The organism is Dactylosporangium sp. CA-139066, assembly GCF_050936175.1.
Classification (GTDB): domain Bacteria; phylum Actinomycetota; class Actinomycetes; order Mycobacteriales; family Micromonosporaceae; genus Dactylosporangium.
In genome coordinates this window covers 704,623-719,329 of sequence record NZ_JBNJNH010000001.1, presented here as the reverse complement: position 1 = coordinate 719,329, position 14,707 = coordinate 704,623, and the positions used below count along the sequence as shown (strand labels likewise).

Genomic DNA, 14,707 nt, shown 5'->3' with positions numbered 1-14,707 from the left:
CCTAACGTGATCAACGAGTCCGATCAACGCTGAACCGGGAGGGGTTTGACCGTGGAGGGTCGGCTGCCAGATCCCGGCGACGCACTGACCGGTGTGGAAATGTTCAGTGGTCTGGAGCCCGATGTGCGTCAGCGGGTCATCCAGGCGGCGGTCCCACGGACATACCGCAAAGGCCAGCTGCTGTTCGTCGAAAACGATCCGGGCGAGTCGCTCATCGTGCTCAAGCGCGGTGCGGTGATGGTGTTCCGGACCGCCCCCACCGGCGAGCGCGCGGTGCTGTCCGTCATCCGGCCGCCCGACACGATCGGCGAGGTCTCGCTCCTGGACGGGGCGGCCCGCTCGGCGTCGGCCGAGGCCATCGAGGACTGCCAGGCCCTGGCGCTGTCCCGGCACGCGTTCATCGAGCTGGTTCACGCCAACCCGCGGATCCTCGACGCCGTCATGCGCTCGCTGGGGCTGCTGATCCGGCGGCTCACCGAGCAGAACGCCGACCACGTCTTCCTCGACCTGCCCGGGCGGGTCGCCAAGACGCTGGTCCGCCTCGCCGGCGAGACGACCGCGCCGATGGTCACCATCGAGCTCAACCAGAGCCAGCTCGCCGAGATGGCCGGCGGCTCGCGGCAGAGCGTCAATCAGGCGATCGGGTCGTTCGCCAGCCGCGGCTGGCTGCGCACCGAGGGCCGGCGCATCGTGGTGACCGACCTGAGCGCGCTGCGCCGCCGGGCGGGCATGCCCGACCGGTAAAAAACGTCCTTTAGGACAACTTTAAATCGGCTGGACGGCCGGGGTGCGGGGTGCCATTTCGGACACCTGGCCGCCCCGGCCGCCGACGTGTGAGGATGGGTCTCAAAGAGGCCCAAGGGAGAGTCGGCGATTTCCAGTCAGTGCGCACGCTGCGGCCGCCAGTCGGGCGACGGTGACCGTTTCTGCGGCGGTTGCGGCGCCGAGCTGAGCCCGCCGTGCCCGACGTGCGGCCGCACGCTCGCGCCCGACGCCGTCTTCTGCACCGGCTGCGGCACGCCGCGCGCCGACACGACGGCCGTGCGCAACCTCATCCGGGCCGAGCGGGCGACCGGCCGGGCGCCGGTGCCGGCCATCCCGGCGGCCCGCAGCGAGGACCGGCGCCGCATCAGCGTGCTGTTCGTCGACCTGATCGACTTCACGCCGTACGTCGAGCGCGCCGACCCGGAGCTGGTGCGCGAGCTGCAGAAGAGCTTCTTCTCCACCGCCCGCGAGGTCATCGGGCAGTACGGCGGGGTCGTCGAGAAGTACATCGGCGACGCCGTCATGGCGCTCTTCGGCGCGCCCGTGGCCACGGAGACCGACGCGGTGCGCTGCGTGCGCGCCGGCCTGGAGCTGCAGCGGGTGCTGGCCCGCTACGCGAGCACCGGCGAGGGCGAGCGCGAGCTGCGCTTCCGCGTCGGCGTCGCGACCGGCGAGGCGCTCGTGGACGTGGCCGCGGCCCGCGACGGCGGCCAGGCGATCGTCGCCGGCGACGTGGTCAACACCGCCTCCCGGCTGCAGTCGCTCGCCCCGCCCGGCGGCGTGCTGGTCTGCGGCACCACGTACGCGCTGACCAAGTCCTCCATCCGCTACGAGGCCCAGCCGCCGGCCACGCTGCGCGGGCGCTCCACGCCGACCGAGGTCTGGCTGGCCCTGGCCCCGCTGCGGCGCAACCATCCGGACCGCGAGGCCGGCTCGACCCCGCTGGTCAACCGCACCCACGAGCTGAGCCTGCTGGTCAACGCGCTGCACCGGGGTCTGCGGGACAGCACCCCGCAGCTGGTGACCGTGCTCGGCCACGCCGGCATCGGCAAGAGCCGGCTGGTCCACGAGCTGTTCCTGCACGCCGAGCGGCTGTTCGACGCGCCGGTGGCGTGGCGGACCGGGCGGTGCCCGCCGTTCGGGGAGAACGTCACGTACGCCGCGCTCGCCGACATCGTCAAGGCGCAGTCCGGCATCCTCGACACCGACAGCGCCGAGACGACCCGCGAGCGGCTGAACGCCGCCCTCGACGCGATCGTCGGGCCGTCGGAGGCCGAGCGGCTGGCCGAGGCGCTCAGCCCGCTCGTCGGCCTGCCCGGGCCCAAGCTGGCCCCGGACGAGACCGAGTCGGCGTGGCGGCGCTTCGTCGTGGCGCTGGCCGCGCACCGCCCGACCGTCCTGGTCTTCGAAGACCTGCACTGGGCCGACGAGTCGATGGTCCGGTTCGTGGAGCGGCTGGGCGCCTCGGTGCGCGACGTGCCGCTGCTGCTGCTGTGCACGGCCCGCCCGGAGCTGCTGGAGCGCAACCCGAGCTGGGCCGGCGCGGTCGCCGGTGCGGTGTCGATCACGCTGCCGCCGCTGCGCGACACCGAGATCGCCACGATGTACACCCACCTGCTGGGCGCCGTCACGTTCCCGTCGCAGTCGCTGAGCTCCCTGGTCGAGCTCGCGGACGGCAACCCGCTCTACGCGCTCGAGTACACCCGGATGCTCGCCGAGCAGGGCAACCTCCCCGCCTCCGACGCGCTCGGGCGCCGGCTGCCGATGCCCGACAGCGTCCACGCCGTCATCGCCAACCGCGTCGACCTGCTCGACGCCGCCGACCGGGCCGTGCTGCAGGCGGCCGCCGTGGTCGGCATGAACTTCTGGCCGGGCGCGGTCGGCGCGGCCATGAGCCGGCCCGCCGACGGCATCGAGCGCTCGCTGCGCCGGCTCGAGCAGCGCGACCTCATCCACGAGCAGGCCGCCTCCACGATGGAGGGGCAGACGGAGTACCGCTTCGGCCACGTCCTGGTGCGCGACGTCTGCTATCAGCGGCTGCCCCGCACGGAGCGGGTCGCGCGGCACGAGCTGACCGCCGCGTGGCTCGACAGCGTGGCCGCCGACCGGGACACCGATCTGGCCGAGGTGGTCGCGAACCACCGCTTCACGGCGTACGAGATCGCCCGCTCCCTGGGCCTGGACGCGGCGCGCTACAGCGTCCCCGCCCGCGACGCGATGCACCGCGCGGCCCGGCGCGCCTATGCGCTGCACGCGCTGGAGGCCGCCGCGGCGCACGCCGGCAAGGCGCTCGCGCTGTGCGACGACTCCACCGACCCGCTCGAGCGGCTGCGGATCGAGCAGCTGAGCACCGAGATCGCGTTCTACGCCAACCCGGAGGCCTTCCTCGGCTCGGGCGGCGCCGACCGGCTCGTCGGGCTGGCCGAGCGGCTCTACGCGGCCGGCGACCAGGCCGGCGCGGCCCGCGCGTGGACCGTCCGGGGCCAGGCGGCGTGGCTGCGCGCCGACCGCCTCGACGCGCTGTCGTGCCTCGACCGCGCGGTGGAGCTCTTCGACGAGCTGCCGGACGGGCCGCAGAAGGCCGACGCGTACGCCGAGCTGGGCCGCCTGCACATGCTGAACTTCGAGGTCGACCCGGCGGTCGCGGCGGCCAGCGCGGCCGCGGAGATAGCCGACCGGCTGGGCCTGATCGAGGTGGCCACCGGCGCCCGGATCACGATCGGCACCGCGCTGTTCCAGGCCGGCGACCGCTCCGGCCTGGTCGAGCTGCAGTCCGCGCTGGAGGTCAGCCGCGAGCGCCGCCTGCTGTCGGAGCACCGGGCCCTGCGTAACGTCTCGTGGGCGCTGCTGGAGGACGGCGACTGGACCGCCGCGCGGGCGCTGCTGGACGACAGCCGCAACGCCGTCCCGGGCAGCCACACGCTCGCCACCGGGTACTCCGACGTCGCCCAGTCGGCGTACTTCACCGGCGACTGGCCGGCCTACGTCGCCGCGGCCGAGCCCGGCGCCGAGTGGGACCTGCAGGTCCGCGGCGTGAGCGCCTGGATCCGCACGCTGCGCGGCGAGGCGGTCGACCCCGACGAGGTCGAGGACCTGGTCGCGGCCGCCCGCCGCAGCGGCTTCTACCGGCTGCAGTGGGTCGCGCTGGGCCACGGCGCCCTGTGCCACGCCCTGGAGGGCCGCGACCGCGACGCCGAGGCGCTCATCGTGGAGCTGGCCAAGACGTGGCGGGAGGTCCGGGCGATCGCCAGCGGCGAGTGGATCGACGCCACCGCGCACGCGGCCGTGCTGTCGGGCCGGGTCGCCATGATGGCGATCCGCGACATGCTCGCCGACGTGCCGCACCGCACGCCGTGGGTGGAGGCGTCGCTGCGCACGATCACCGGGGCGATCGCGTTCGTCGACGGCGACTACGCGCGGGCGGCGGACATGCACCTGGCGGCGGCCGAGATCTACGGCGAGATCCCGAACAACTCCGCGCGCATCCTGTCGGTGGCGTGGGCCGTGCAGGCGCTCGGGCGCAGCGGCGACGAGCGCATCGAGCCCTGGCGGGCCGAGCTGGTCGCGTTCGCCGAGGAGGCAGGCACTCCCCGCCTCCTCGAACTTGCGGAACTCACGCCGCCTCCGCTTCGCTCCGGCGGCGCGAGCCCCTCTGACTGAGCCTATTGATCGCGGCCCCAACGCCCAGTCTGGCTCGACAAGGCTTCGCGCCGGTCGACCCAGACCGGGCGCCGCTTCGCTCCGGACCGCTCATGCCGCCACCGGGTGCTGAGCCTGCCCGCTCTTGACCTTCTGGGCGTACATGTCGATGTACTCCCGCCCGGAGAGCGTCATCAGCTCGTACATGATCTCGTCGGTGACGGCGCGCTCGATGAACCGGTCCCCGGCCATCCCGGCATACCGGGAGAAATCGAGCGCCGGTCCGAACTTGATGTGCACCCGGCGGAGGTTCGGCAGCTTCTGCCCGATCGGCTGGACTTTGTCCATGTTCATCATGGCGACCGGTACCACGGGCGCACCGGACTCCAGGGCCAGGCGGGCGACGCCGGTCTTGCCGCGGTACAGCCGCCCGTCCGGCGACCGGGTGCCCTCCGGGTAGATGCCGAAGATGCCGCCCGCCCGCAGGATGTTGAGGCCGACCTCGAGCGCGGCCCGGGCCGCCTTGCCGCCGGAGCGGTCGATCGGGACCTGGCCGGTGCCCGCGAAGAACAGCTTCGTGAGCCAGCCCTTGATGCCCTTTCCGGTGAAATATTCCGCTTTAGCCGGGAAGGTGACTCGTCGTTTGACGCTGAGGGGCATGAAGATCGAGTCGGCGAAGGAGAGATGGTTGCTGGCGATGATCACCGGTCCCTCGGTGGGGACGTGCTCAAGCCCCTCCACCTTCGGTCGGAAGACCAGCTTCAGCCAAGGTCCGAGGACGATGTACTTGAGGAGCCAGTAGAGCACGGCCGGCCTTTCGGGATCGCGCGACAATCGGTGATGACCGTCGCAAAGAGCCTACGAAGCAGTACGGCACACCACAACGCACTCCCGGAACGACGGCCGGGCATGTCAGGATTTCGGTCAGCGGTTTGTTCGCGGCGCACCCCGTCGTCGCGATGGCGGCCGCGGGGAGGGGCGAGCTGTGCCAGGGGGTGGGGCGCGGCGCGGCCGGCGGGACAACGGCCTGGTGGCGCAGGAATACGCGGTGGTGGGCGACGTCGACCCACGCATCGGGGAGCATCTGCTTGACATGCTGGCCGAGGGCGGCATCGCGGCATACCTCCAGCCTGCCTCGGATCTGCATCCGCTGACGCGCACCACGACGCTGCCCGCCCGGCCCACCGACCGGCTCTACGCCGACCGCGACCACCTGGCCACGGCCCAGGACTACCTGGCCCAGCTCACGGCGTCCGTGCCCGAGCAGCCAACGCCGGCCGAGGCGCCGGCCGAGCAGCACCCCGGGCGCGAGCAGTCCGACGAGGAGGCGTTCGCCGCGATCGTGGCCGGGTTCCACACCACGGTCGACCCCACCGTCGCCACGCCATGGCCGGCCGCCGAGGACCTGGACTCCTCCAGCACCGCCGCGCCCGACATGGACACCGAGCCGGCCCCGCGCACGTCGCTGCGCCGCCCGTCGGACGTGGTCGACCGGTCGCTGCTGGACAGCCTCGACACGTTCGGGGACAACCTGCCGGACGACGAGGAGGACGAAGAGGGGTACACGCCCCCGCCCCCGCCGCCGCTGCCCAGGATCGCCCCGGTCACGATCGTCGCCGTCCTCGCCCTGGCCGCGGGCCTGGTCCTGCTCTTCTGGCCCGATCTGCTCCCCCTGGGCTCGCAGACGACGCTGTTCCTCGGCTTCGCCGGCGTGCTGGGCGGGTTCGTCACGCTCGTGCTGCGGCTGCGCCCCGGCGACGAGGACGATGACGACCCGGACAACGGCGCCCGCGTCTAGCGCCTGTTTCATTACTGAGGCGGGGCTGCGGCCGGCCCAGATTCCGCCTGGCGGCGTCCCGCGAAAGCCGGGTTACAACACCGGTAGCCAGGCTTCCGCGGGCCACCGCCAGACGAAATCTGGACTCGGCCTCGCTCCCACCCCAGTAATGAAACAGGCGCTAGCGCACCTTCTCCAGCCAGTCGGCGATCGCGTCGATCGGCTCCTGCCAGCGCGCGTCCAGCATCAGGTCGTGCCCCATGCCCGGGAAGAGCAGCGGCGAGCCGCCGTAGCGCCGCGCCACCCAGTCCAGCGTCGCGCCGGACACCACGCGGTCGTCCGGGCTGCCGACGACCAGCACCGGCGGGGCGCCGACCGGCTCCTCGGGCTGGCGGCGGCGCAGGAGCTCGCGCTGGGCGCCGGCCGGGACCCGCTGGAGGCGCTGGGCGTACGCCTGGCCCTGGTTGCCCGGCAGCGCGCGGCTGAACAGCTGCTCGCGCTTGAGCGACACCCGCCCGCCGAACAGGCCCAGCAGCGTGCCCACCGGGTTGCGCGCGAACAGCCCGAACGCGGTGCCCAGGCCGCCGAAGACGGGAGCCACGAGCACGCCGGCCCGCACCGGGTAGCGGGCCATGGCCATCGCCACCACCAGCGCGCCGGCGCCGTGTCCGACCAGCACCGCCTGCTTGGGCAGGGAGGCCGCCACCTGCGTCACGTCGTGGACGTAGTCGCGCAGCCGGGCCGTGGGCGCCGGCCCGCTTCCGCCGTGGCCGCGCAGGCTCATGGCGTACGCCGGGAAGCCCCGCTCCGCCGTGCGCTCCAGCCAGTACTGCGCGAACGCCCACGCGCCGTGGCCGTAGCCCGGGACGAACAGCACCGGGGTGGACGTACCGGCGGAGGAAGGCTGAGCGTCGAGCACCTCGCGCCGCACGGGCTTGGGCGGGTCCGCCCACTCCTGCGAACGCATCACGCGCGTCGTCAACAGACCGCCTCCAGCTCGTGCAGGGTCTTCTCGAGCTCCTGCAGGTACACGAAATGGCTCACTTCGAACCAGTGGCGGGTCGAGTCGGTGACCTTCCGGGCGGTGTAGCGCCGGTCGCCCTCGACCCGCAGCTTCGCCCAGATGGCCTGCGCCCGGTCCGGCGACGCGTCGAGCACCCGCAGCCACTGCGCGATGAGCACTGTCTGCCAGTGCGACAGCGTGAACAGCGCCGAGTCGGGCTGCAGCAGGCCGGCCACGGCGAGCGTCGGGTGCGTGCGGGACAGCATCTGCAGCGCCAGCCGCGGCCGCCCGCCCGAGTCGGTCGAGAGCAGCTCCGGCGCGAGGAACTCGAACTTCGGCAGGTACCCGGTGGCCATCACGACCAGGTCCGGGTCGATGACCCGCCCGTCGGCGAGCATCACCTCGTGCGCCTCGAAGTGCTTCACGTCCGGTACGGCGACGATGTCGCCGTGCCCGAGGTAGTACGGCAGCTGGCTGTTGACCAGCGGGTGCATCTCGAGGATGCCGTGCTCGGGCCGCGGCAGCCCGAACCGGGTCAGGTCCCCTACCGTCATGTTGATCGTGCGGTGCAGCAGCCACTGGCGCACCTTCGTCGGCAGCCGCATCGCCAGGATCTTGTCGTTGACCTGGTCCGACGGTCGCCCGAGCGCGAACTTCGGCGCGTACCAGTACCCCCGCCGCGTCGAGTGCCAGCACTTGGCGGCCTGCTGCGCGGCCTCGACCGCGATGTCGCACCCGGAGTTGCCGGCCCCGATCACCAACACGCGCCGCCCCCGCAGCTGCGCCGCGTCCTTGTACTGGCTCGCGTGGATCACTTTGCCGCGGTACTCCGCCAGCCCCTCGTACTCGGGCATCTTCGGCGACCAGTTGTGCCCGTTGGCGGCGACGACGGCCGCGTAGCGCATGGTCCGCGGCGCGCCACCGCGGGAGCCCTTGACGGTCACGTCCCACCGCGGCGGCCCGCCCCCGGGGTCCTCGGCGGGCTCGACCCGCGCGACCTCGGTGCCGAACCAGATGTGGTCCCGCAGGCCGAAGTGGTCGGCGTACCGCTCGAAGTACGCGAGCATCTGCGTGTGGTGCGGGTAGTCCGGCCAGTCGTCGGGCATCGGGAAGTCCGGAAACTGCGTGAACGGCTTCGACGAGATCAGGTGCGTGCTCGCGTACACCGGGCTGCGGTCGTGCCGCCAGTTCCACCCGCCGCCGACGCCCGTCTCGCGCTCGTAGCAGTCGACCCCGAACCCGGCCTCGCGAAGGTTCTTGATCGCGGCGAGCCCGGTCCCGCCGGCCCCGATGACGCAAACGGTGTCACCTCGGTCGTAGACCGGCTCCCCATCCCTCCAGTGCGTGGCGTTCCCGGCAAGATCATCAAACCGACCGTCAGCACTCACCGCGGCATCCTCTTCCGACAGTCCCCGTTTTGTCCAGTACCGAACTCGTCCCGGAGACGCATCGACGGATCCGCCCAGGCGATCCGCCCGGCGGGCGGCGAGCCGGGTCAGGCGTCCAGCGCCAGGTCGGCGACGACCGGGAAGTGGTCGCTGGCCGCGCGGGTCTGCGGGGTGTCGATCACGTCGTACTGCAGGACCGTGAAGCGGGGGTCGGCGAAGATCGCGTCCAGGCGGTCGCGGGCGGCCGTGGCCGGGAACGTCGGGCGCTCGTCCTCGCCCGCGGCGTCGGTCAGGCCGTCGGCGATCATGCGCCAGGCGCCGCCGCCGGAGTTCTCGTTCAGGTCGCCGGCGAACAGCAGGGGGTCGGTGACCTCGTCCATGTGCTGCTTGAGCAGGGCGGCCTGGGCCGGGCGCTCGGCGGTGTCCGTGGACAGGTGCGAACCGGCGGCCACGAAGGTCGCGCGCCCGACGCGGCACCGCACGAAGGCGGCGCCGCGCATGTGCCGGCCGGGGGTCAGCGGGTACCGGATGTTCCATTCCGAAAGCGCCCGCACCCGCAGGTTGGTGAGGATCAGGTTGCCCAGCGCCGGCAGCCCGCCGCCGGCGATCACGAGCTCGAACTCGCGCGCGATGTCCGCCGACTTCTGGCGCCAGCGGAAGCGCCGCGGCGCCTCCTGCAGGATCGCGATGTCGGGCGCGGCCTCGCGCACGGCCGACGCGAGCGCGCGCCGGTCGTCGCGGAGGCCGTGCAGGTTGTACGACAGCACCCTGATCTTCGTCATGCACGCCTCACATACGGGCCAGATCCGCCGCTCCCACGACGCCGGCCAGGTTACCCATGAGCGCCGGGCGCACCTCGGCGACGGGCAGCCGGCCGCGCTGGGCGAGCTGCTCCTCGTAGCTGGCGCGGGCCGGCTTGAGCAGCAGGTCGCCGGCGTCGATCACGCCGCCGCCGACCACGATCACCTGCGGGTCGAGGGTCTGCACCATGTCGGCGAAGGCGACGCCCAGCCAGTGGCCGACCTGCTCGAAGGCGCCGGTCGCGACCGGGTCGCCGAGCCGGGCCGCCTCGGTGACCGCGGGACCCTTGATCGCGTCCGGGTCGCCGCCGGCCAGCTCGAGCAGGCGCTCGGCGGCCTCGGGGCGGGTGCGGGCGTCGGCGCGGGCGAAACGGACGAGGGCGTTGCCGCTGGTGTACTGCTCCAGGCACCCGTGCCGGCCGCACCCGCACGGGTGGCCGTCGGGGACCATCATCGTGTGGCCGAGCTCGCCGGCCGTGCCGTGGGAGCCGCGGATCAGGCGACCGCCCAGGATGATGCCGCCGCCGATGCCGGTGCCCACGGTGTACAGCACCATGGAGTCGTCCGCGTCGTGCGCCGCGCCGAAGCGGAACTCGGCCCACGCCGCGGTGTTGCCGTCGTTCTCCACGACGCAGGGCAGGCCGACGGCCTCCTGGATCTTGTCGCGCAGCGGCTCGTTGCGCCAGGCGAGGTTGGGCGCGAACTGCACGATCGAGCGCGTCTCGTCGACCCAGCCGGCCGCGCCGATGCCGACGGCCTCGACCGTGTGCCCGGCGCTCAGCTCCCTGATCACGTCGATGATCCGGTCCGCGGTCTGGCCGGTGTCCTGCGCCGGCGTGTCGCGGCGCGTCTGCGCCAGCACGTCGCCCGCGGAGTCGACGACACCGCCGAGCACCTTGGTTCCGCCGATGTCGACGCCGATGGTCAGCCCCACTGCGGCAAGCTCCTCTCGTACCGGCTTACGCCGTTGCTGGGGTCAATCCTGTTCGACGTCGCTGTCGGCGGATGATGATTCCCGGGTGGCCGACTGCCAGCCGTCCGGAGTCTTGGCGAAGTTGCGCAGGAACGAGGCGACCCCGGCGGCGATGTCGCCGGCCCCGGTGGCCAGCCGCTCGGCGAACTCCGGGTCGGGATCCCGGGCGGCGGCGATGGCCTTGCACAGCGGGCACACGCAGCACTCGGCCGAGCCGGTGGCGAATCCGGTGGTACTGCGAGCCGCCATCGACGCCGCCGCCAGCGCGGCGGCGACCAGGCGCTCGGCCTCCTCGCGGGGGTCCCTCATGCGCCCGCCTCGACGCGGCGCTTGAGCTCCTTCAGCGCGGTGTCCATGATCATCTTCTCGGCCTTGCGCTTGAACATGCCCAGCATGCCGATCGCCAGCTCCACCGACAGCGAATAGGTCACCGTGGAAGTGTCGTCAGCATTGGCGGTAATGTCATACGAGCCGTCCTGCTGCTTCTGCATCTTCGACGGCGCGACCAGGCTCCACTCGATGCGGCTCAGGTCCTCGGCATATTCGTACTGCAAAGTGTACTCGTCCGACACCGGGCCCGAGTCCAGCACGAAGCGGACCTGGCTGGCGTACCCGTCCTCGTACTCCTCGACCACCTCGACCGACTTCACCGCCGCGACCCACTCCGGGTAGCGGGCGAAGTCGGCGATGACCGCGGCGACCCGGTCCGGGGTCGCGTCAATGACGATCGACTGCGTCGAAGTGTCGGCCATGCGTGGCAGGCTACCTCTGCCGCCGTAACCGCGGAGCGTCGGCTCGCCGCCTGGCGGGCGCCATGCGAAGCCGATACACCTACAGGTAGGTTCCCGGTACGGAAACGAAGTGGAAATGAGGAGTCGGACGTGCGCGAGTTCTCCGTCCCCGCCGCGGTGACCATCGCCGAGACGGCCACGCTGACCGACCCCGTCTGGGACAACGCCGCCGTTGCCCCGGACACGGTGCAGTTCGAGCGCCTGGTGGACGGCGCGTGGCAGGCCGTCACCTGCGCGCAGTTCCTCGACCAGGTCGTGGCGCTGGCCCGGGGCCTGCTGGCGGCCGGCATCGAGCCGGGCGAGCGGGTCGCGCTGATGAGCAAGACCCGCTACGAGTGGACCCTCGCCGACTACGCGATCTGGACCTGCGGCGCCGTCACCGTGCCGATCTACGAGACCTCCAGCCCCGAGCAGGTGGCATGGATCCTGCAGGACTCCGGCGCGGTGGCCTGCTTCGTGGAGACCGACGCCCACCACGACGCCGTGACGCAGGTGCGCGAGCGCATCCCGGCGCTGGCCCACGTGTGGCAGATCGACGGCCCGCGCGGCGCGCTCGAGCAGCTGGTCGCCGAGGGCGCCGCGGTCCCCCGCGAGGACGTGGACCGGCGGCGCACCGCGACGAAGGCGGACGATCTCGCGACGATCATCTACACCAGCGGTACCACGGGACGCCCCAAGGGCTGCATGATCACCCACCGCAACATGCTCTCCGACATCGTCAACGCCATCCCGGAGCTGCGCTCGCTGTTCAACGAGGGCGCCCGCACGCTGCTGTTCCTGCCCCTCGCCCACTCCTTCGCCCGCCTGATCCAGATCGGCGTCGTGCAGGCCCGGGCGACGATGGGGCACACGGCCGGCACGAAGAACCTGGCGGACGTGCTGAAGAGCTTCCGGCCCACGTTCGTACTCTCCGTGCCCCGCGTCTTCGAGAAGGTCTACAACACCGCCAAGCAGCGTGCGCAGGCCGACGGCAAGGGCGCGATCTTCGAGCGGGCCGAGCGCGTGGCCATCGACTACAGCGCCAACCCCTCCCCGGGGCTGCTGCTCAAGGCCCAGCACGCGCTGTTCGACCGGCTCGTCTACGGCAAGCTGCGCGCCGCGCTCGGCGGCCAGTGCACCCGCGCCATCTCCGGCGGCGCCCCGCTCGGCGAGCGCCTGGCCCACTTCTACCGGGGCATCGGCATCACGATCTACGAGGGGTACGGGCTCACCGAGACGTCCCCGGCCACCAACGCCAACCGCGACAACGGCGTGAAGATCGGCACCGTCGGCCGGCCCCTGCCCGGCGTGACCATCCGCATCGACGACGACGGCGAGATCCTGGTCCAGGGCGACATCGTCTTCAAGGGGTACTGGAACAATCCCGAGGCCACCGCGGAGGCCGTCGACGAGGACGGCTGGTTCCACACCGGCGACCTGGGTGAGCTCGACGAGGACGGCTTCCTGCGCATCACCGGGCGCAAGAAGGAGATCATCGTCACCGCCGGCGGCAAGAACGTCGCCCCGGCCGTGCTCGAGGACCGGGTGCGGGCCCACGCCCTGGTCAGCCAGTGCATGGTCATCGGCGACCGGCAGCCGTTCATCGCCGCGCTGGTCACCATCGACCCCGACGCCCTGCCCGCCTGGCTGCGCGACAACGGCAAGCCCGAGGGCACGACGGTGGAGGACCTCGTCGACGACGAGCAGCTGCGCGCCGAGATCCAGAAGGCGGTCGACGAGGCCAACCAGGCCGTGTCGAAGGCCGAGGCGATCAAGGTCTTCCGCATCCTGCCCCGCGACTTCACCGAAGCGACCGGCGAACTGACTCCCTCGTTGAAGGTGAAGAGGAACGTCGTGATGAAGGAGTACGCGGGCGACATCGCCGCGATCTACGAGCGCTGACCACTTGAAGGGATCGCTGTTGACGGACCTGGCGAGCACCCCCACGCGCGCCGAGGACCGCACCGCCACCGCGGCCACCCGCCCCCGCACCGGGGTGGTCGCCGTGCGCGTGCTGCTCCTCGCGCTCGTCGCCATCCTGCTGCTCACCGATGACGTGCGCCCGTCCGAGCTGCTCTGGCTCGCGCTGCTGCTGGCCGCCGCGGTCGTCGCGACGGTCGCGCCGCAGGGGCACGAGGTGGCCCGGCTGGGGCGCACGGCGGAGGTGCTCATCACCGCCTTCGCCGCCTCGACGCTCAACGGAGACGCCAAGTTCCTGCTGGTGTACCTCCCCGTGCCGATCGTCGCCGCCGCGCTCACCGAGGGCCGGCGCATGGCCGGCGCGTACGTGGTCGCCGCGGCCGCGCTGCTGGTCGTCGGCGGCGGCGTCGAGGGCCGCCTCGACGACCGCAGCTACCTGACCGCGGCCGGGCAGTGGCTCGTCATCGCCGGCGTCGCGGCGTTCCAGGCGACGATCCTGCAGCGGGTACTGCTGGCCCGCCGCCCCGACGACGCCCCGCAGCCCTACGCCGAGGCCACCCGCCTGCTCACCCAGCTGCGCAGCGTCGCCCGGCAGCTGCCCGGCGCCACGCTCGACCCCGGCGGCCTGGCCGAGCACCTGCTCGACGAGGTACGCGCGATCGTGCCCGCCACCCGCGGCGCCGTGCTGTCCGGCAGCGGCGGCGGCCGCCTGGTCGTGCTGGCCCAGGCCGGCGTCGAGCGGCTGGACTGGGAGACGGCGCTGGACACCGAGAGCGCCGTGGCCGACTCGTGGGCCACCCAGCAGCCGGTCGTGTCGGGCCGCTCGCAGGCCCGCTCGGTCGCCCGCGGCCAGAGCATCTCCTCGATGGTCGTGCCGCTCATCGCCGGGGTGCGCACGGTCGGGCTGATGGTGCTCGAGAGCGACACCTCCGGCGCGTACCCGCCGGCCCTGGTCGCCAGGGTCCAGTCGCTCACCGGCCCCGCCGCCCTGCGGCTGGAGGCGGCGCTGCTCTTCGACGAGGTACGGTCCCTGGCCACCACCGAGGAGCGGCAGCGGCTGGCCCGCGAGATCCACGACGGCGTGGCCCAGGAGCTCGTCATGGTCGGCTACGGCATCGACAACGCCGTCGCCGCGCTGCCCAACGCCGAGGCCGCCGAGGAGGAGCTGCGCGTCCTGCGCGCCGAGGTCACCCGGGTCATCACCGAGCTGCGGCTGTCGCTGTTCGAGCTGCGCAGCGAGGTCGACCGCTACGGCGGGCTCACCGCCGCCATCGCCGACTACGCGCGCACGGTCGGCGCGTCCGCGGGCCTGCGGGTGCACCTGTCGCTGGACGAGACGACCGCCCGCCTGCCCGCCGCCGTCGAGGCCGAATTGCTGCGCATTGCCCAAGAAGCCATCACCAACGCGCGGAAACATGCCGGAGCGGAGAATCTTTGGGTAACGTGCGCGGTCGATCCACCGTTCGCACAGGTAGAAATCTCCGACGATGGCAGCGGCATCGGTGAGAACCGCCCGGACGGGCGCTATGGTCTTGCGATCATGGCCGAGAGGGCGGAACGTATCCGGGGCCGGTTGGAGATCACGCCACGCGTGCCGAATGGGACCACAGTGGCGGTTGTGCTCGGAACCGCACCGCGTGCGCGGTAGCGTGAAGGCACCCAGAGGGAGAGA

Annotated in this window: 11 protein-coding genes and 1 pseudogene; 5 read left to right on the top strand and 7 right to left on the bottom strand. The window is 72.4% G+C overall.

Features of this window, described 5'->3' with window-relative positions; genetic code table 11:
- Positions 1–51: 51 nt before the first annotated feature.
- Together ACQEVU_RS03390 and ACQEVU_RS03385 are read left to right on the top strand one after the other, a co-directional pair.
- Complete coding sequence (locus ACQEVU_RS03390; RefSeq protein WP_433320360.1) at positions 52–744, top strand: Crp/Fnr family transcriptional regulator; 693 nt, start codon at positions 52–54, stop codon at positions 742–744.
- Positions 745–873: 129 nt separating this feature from the next.
- Positions 874–4,425: an AAA family ATPase gene (locus ACQEVU_RS03385; protein WP_433334768.1), complete on the top strand. Its 3,552-nt coding sequence runs from the start codon at positions 874–876 to the stop codon at positions 4,423–4,425.
- A gap of 90 nt (positions 4,426–4,515) precedes the next feature.
- On the opposite strand, the gene ACQEVU_RS03380 is transcribed toward ACQEVU_RS03385, so the two are convergent.
- Positions 4,516–5,211 carry a lysophospholipid acyltransferase family protein gene (locus ACQEVU_RS03380; protein ID WP_433320357.1) on the bottom strand — a complete coding sequence of 232 codons (696 nt, stop codon included), beginning with the start codon at positions 5,209–5,211 and terminating at the stop codon, positions 4,516–4,518.
- A gap of 178 nt (positions 5,212–5,389) precedes the next feature.
- Between ACQEVU_RS03380 and ACQEVU_RS03375 the strand changes: the two genes are divergently transcribed.
- Positions 5,390–6,202 (top strand): DUF308 domain-containing protein, encoded by an 813-nt coding sequence (locus tag ACQEVU_RS03375; RefSeq protein ID WP_433320354.1) that lies wholly within the window; start codon positions 5,390–5,392, stop codon positions 6,200–6,202.
- A gap of 160 nt (positions 6,203–6,362) precedes the next feature.
- On the opposite strand, the gene ACQEVU_RS03370 is transcribed toward ACQEVU_RS03375, so the two are convergent.
- The 6 genes and pseudogenes from ACQEVU_RS03370 to ACQEVU_RS03345 all read right to left on the bottom strand — a co-directional run bounded on the left by ACQEVU_RS03370 (position 6,363) and on the right by ACQEVU_RS03345 (position 11,097).
- Entirely contained in the window at positions 6,363–7,148 is a 786-nt protein-coding gene (locus tag ACQEVU_RS03370; protein WP_433334766.1) for an alpha/beta hydrolase, read from the bottom strand.
- Between the two features lie 11 nt (positions 7,149–7,159).
- Positions 7,160–8,572 (bottom strand): flavin-containing monooxygenase, encoded by a 1,413-nt coding sequence (locus ACQEVU_RS03365; RefSeq protein WP_433320351.1) that lies wholly within the window; start codon positions 8,570–8,572, stop codon positions 7,160–7,162.
- 107 nt (positions 8,573–8,679) lie between these two features.
- Entirely contained in the window at positions 8,680–9,354 is a 675-nt protein-coding gene (locus ACQEVU_RS03360; protein ID WP_433320348.1) for an endonuclease/exonuclease/phosphatase family protein, read from the bottom strand.
- 7 nt (positions 9,355–9,361) lie between these two features.
- Positions 9,362–10,306, bottom strand: a complete 945-nt coding sequence (locus tag ACQEVU_RS03355) for an ROK family glucokinase (RefSeq protein ID WP_433320345.1) — start codon at positions 10,304–10,306, stop codon at positions 9,362–9,364.
- A 45-nt stretch (positions 10,307–10,351) separates the two neighbouring features.
- A pseudogene (locus tag ACQEVU_RS03350) lies at positions 10,352–10,654 on the bottom strand (hypothetical protein); the annotation flags it as partial.
- The gene (locus tag ACQEVU_RS03345) at positions 10,651–11,097 is read right to left on the bottom strand and encodes an SRPBCC family protein (RefSeq protein ID WP_433320343.1); all 447 of its coding nucleotides are present in this window, start codon (positions 11,095–11,097) and stop codon (positions 10,651–10,653) included. The pseudogene ACQEVU_RS03350 and the gene ACQEVU_RS03345, both read right to left, overlap by 4 nt.
- Positions 11,098–11,226: 129 nt before the next feature.
- Between ACQEVU_RS03345 and ACQEVU_RS03340 the strand changes: the two genes are divergently transcribed.
- Both ACQEVU_RS03340 and ACQEVU_RS03335 read left to right on the top strand, forming a co-directional pair.
- On the top strand, positions 11,227–13,017 hold the full coding sequence (locus tag ACQEVU_RS03340; RefSeq protein WP_433320340.1) for an AMP-dependent synthetase/ligase: 1,791 nt from the start codon (positions 11,227–11,229) through the stop codon (positions 13,015–13,017).
- A 19-nt stretch (positions 13,018–13,036) separates the two neighbouring features.
- Positions 13,037–14,683: a sensor histidine kinase gene (locus ACQEVU_RS03335; protein ID WP_433320337.1), complete on the top strand. Its 1,647-nt coding sequence runs from the start codon at positions 13,037–13,039 to the stop codon at positions 14,681–14,683.
- Positions 14,684–14,707 lie beyond the last annotated feature (24 nt).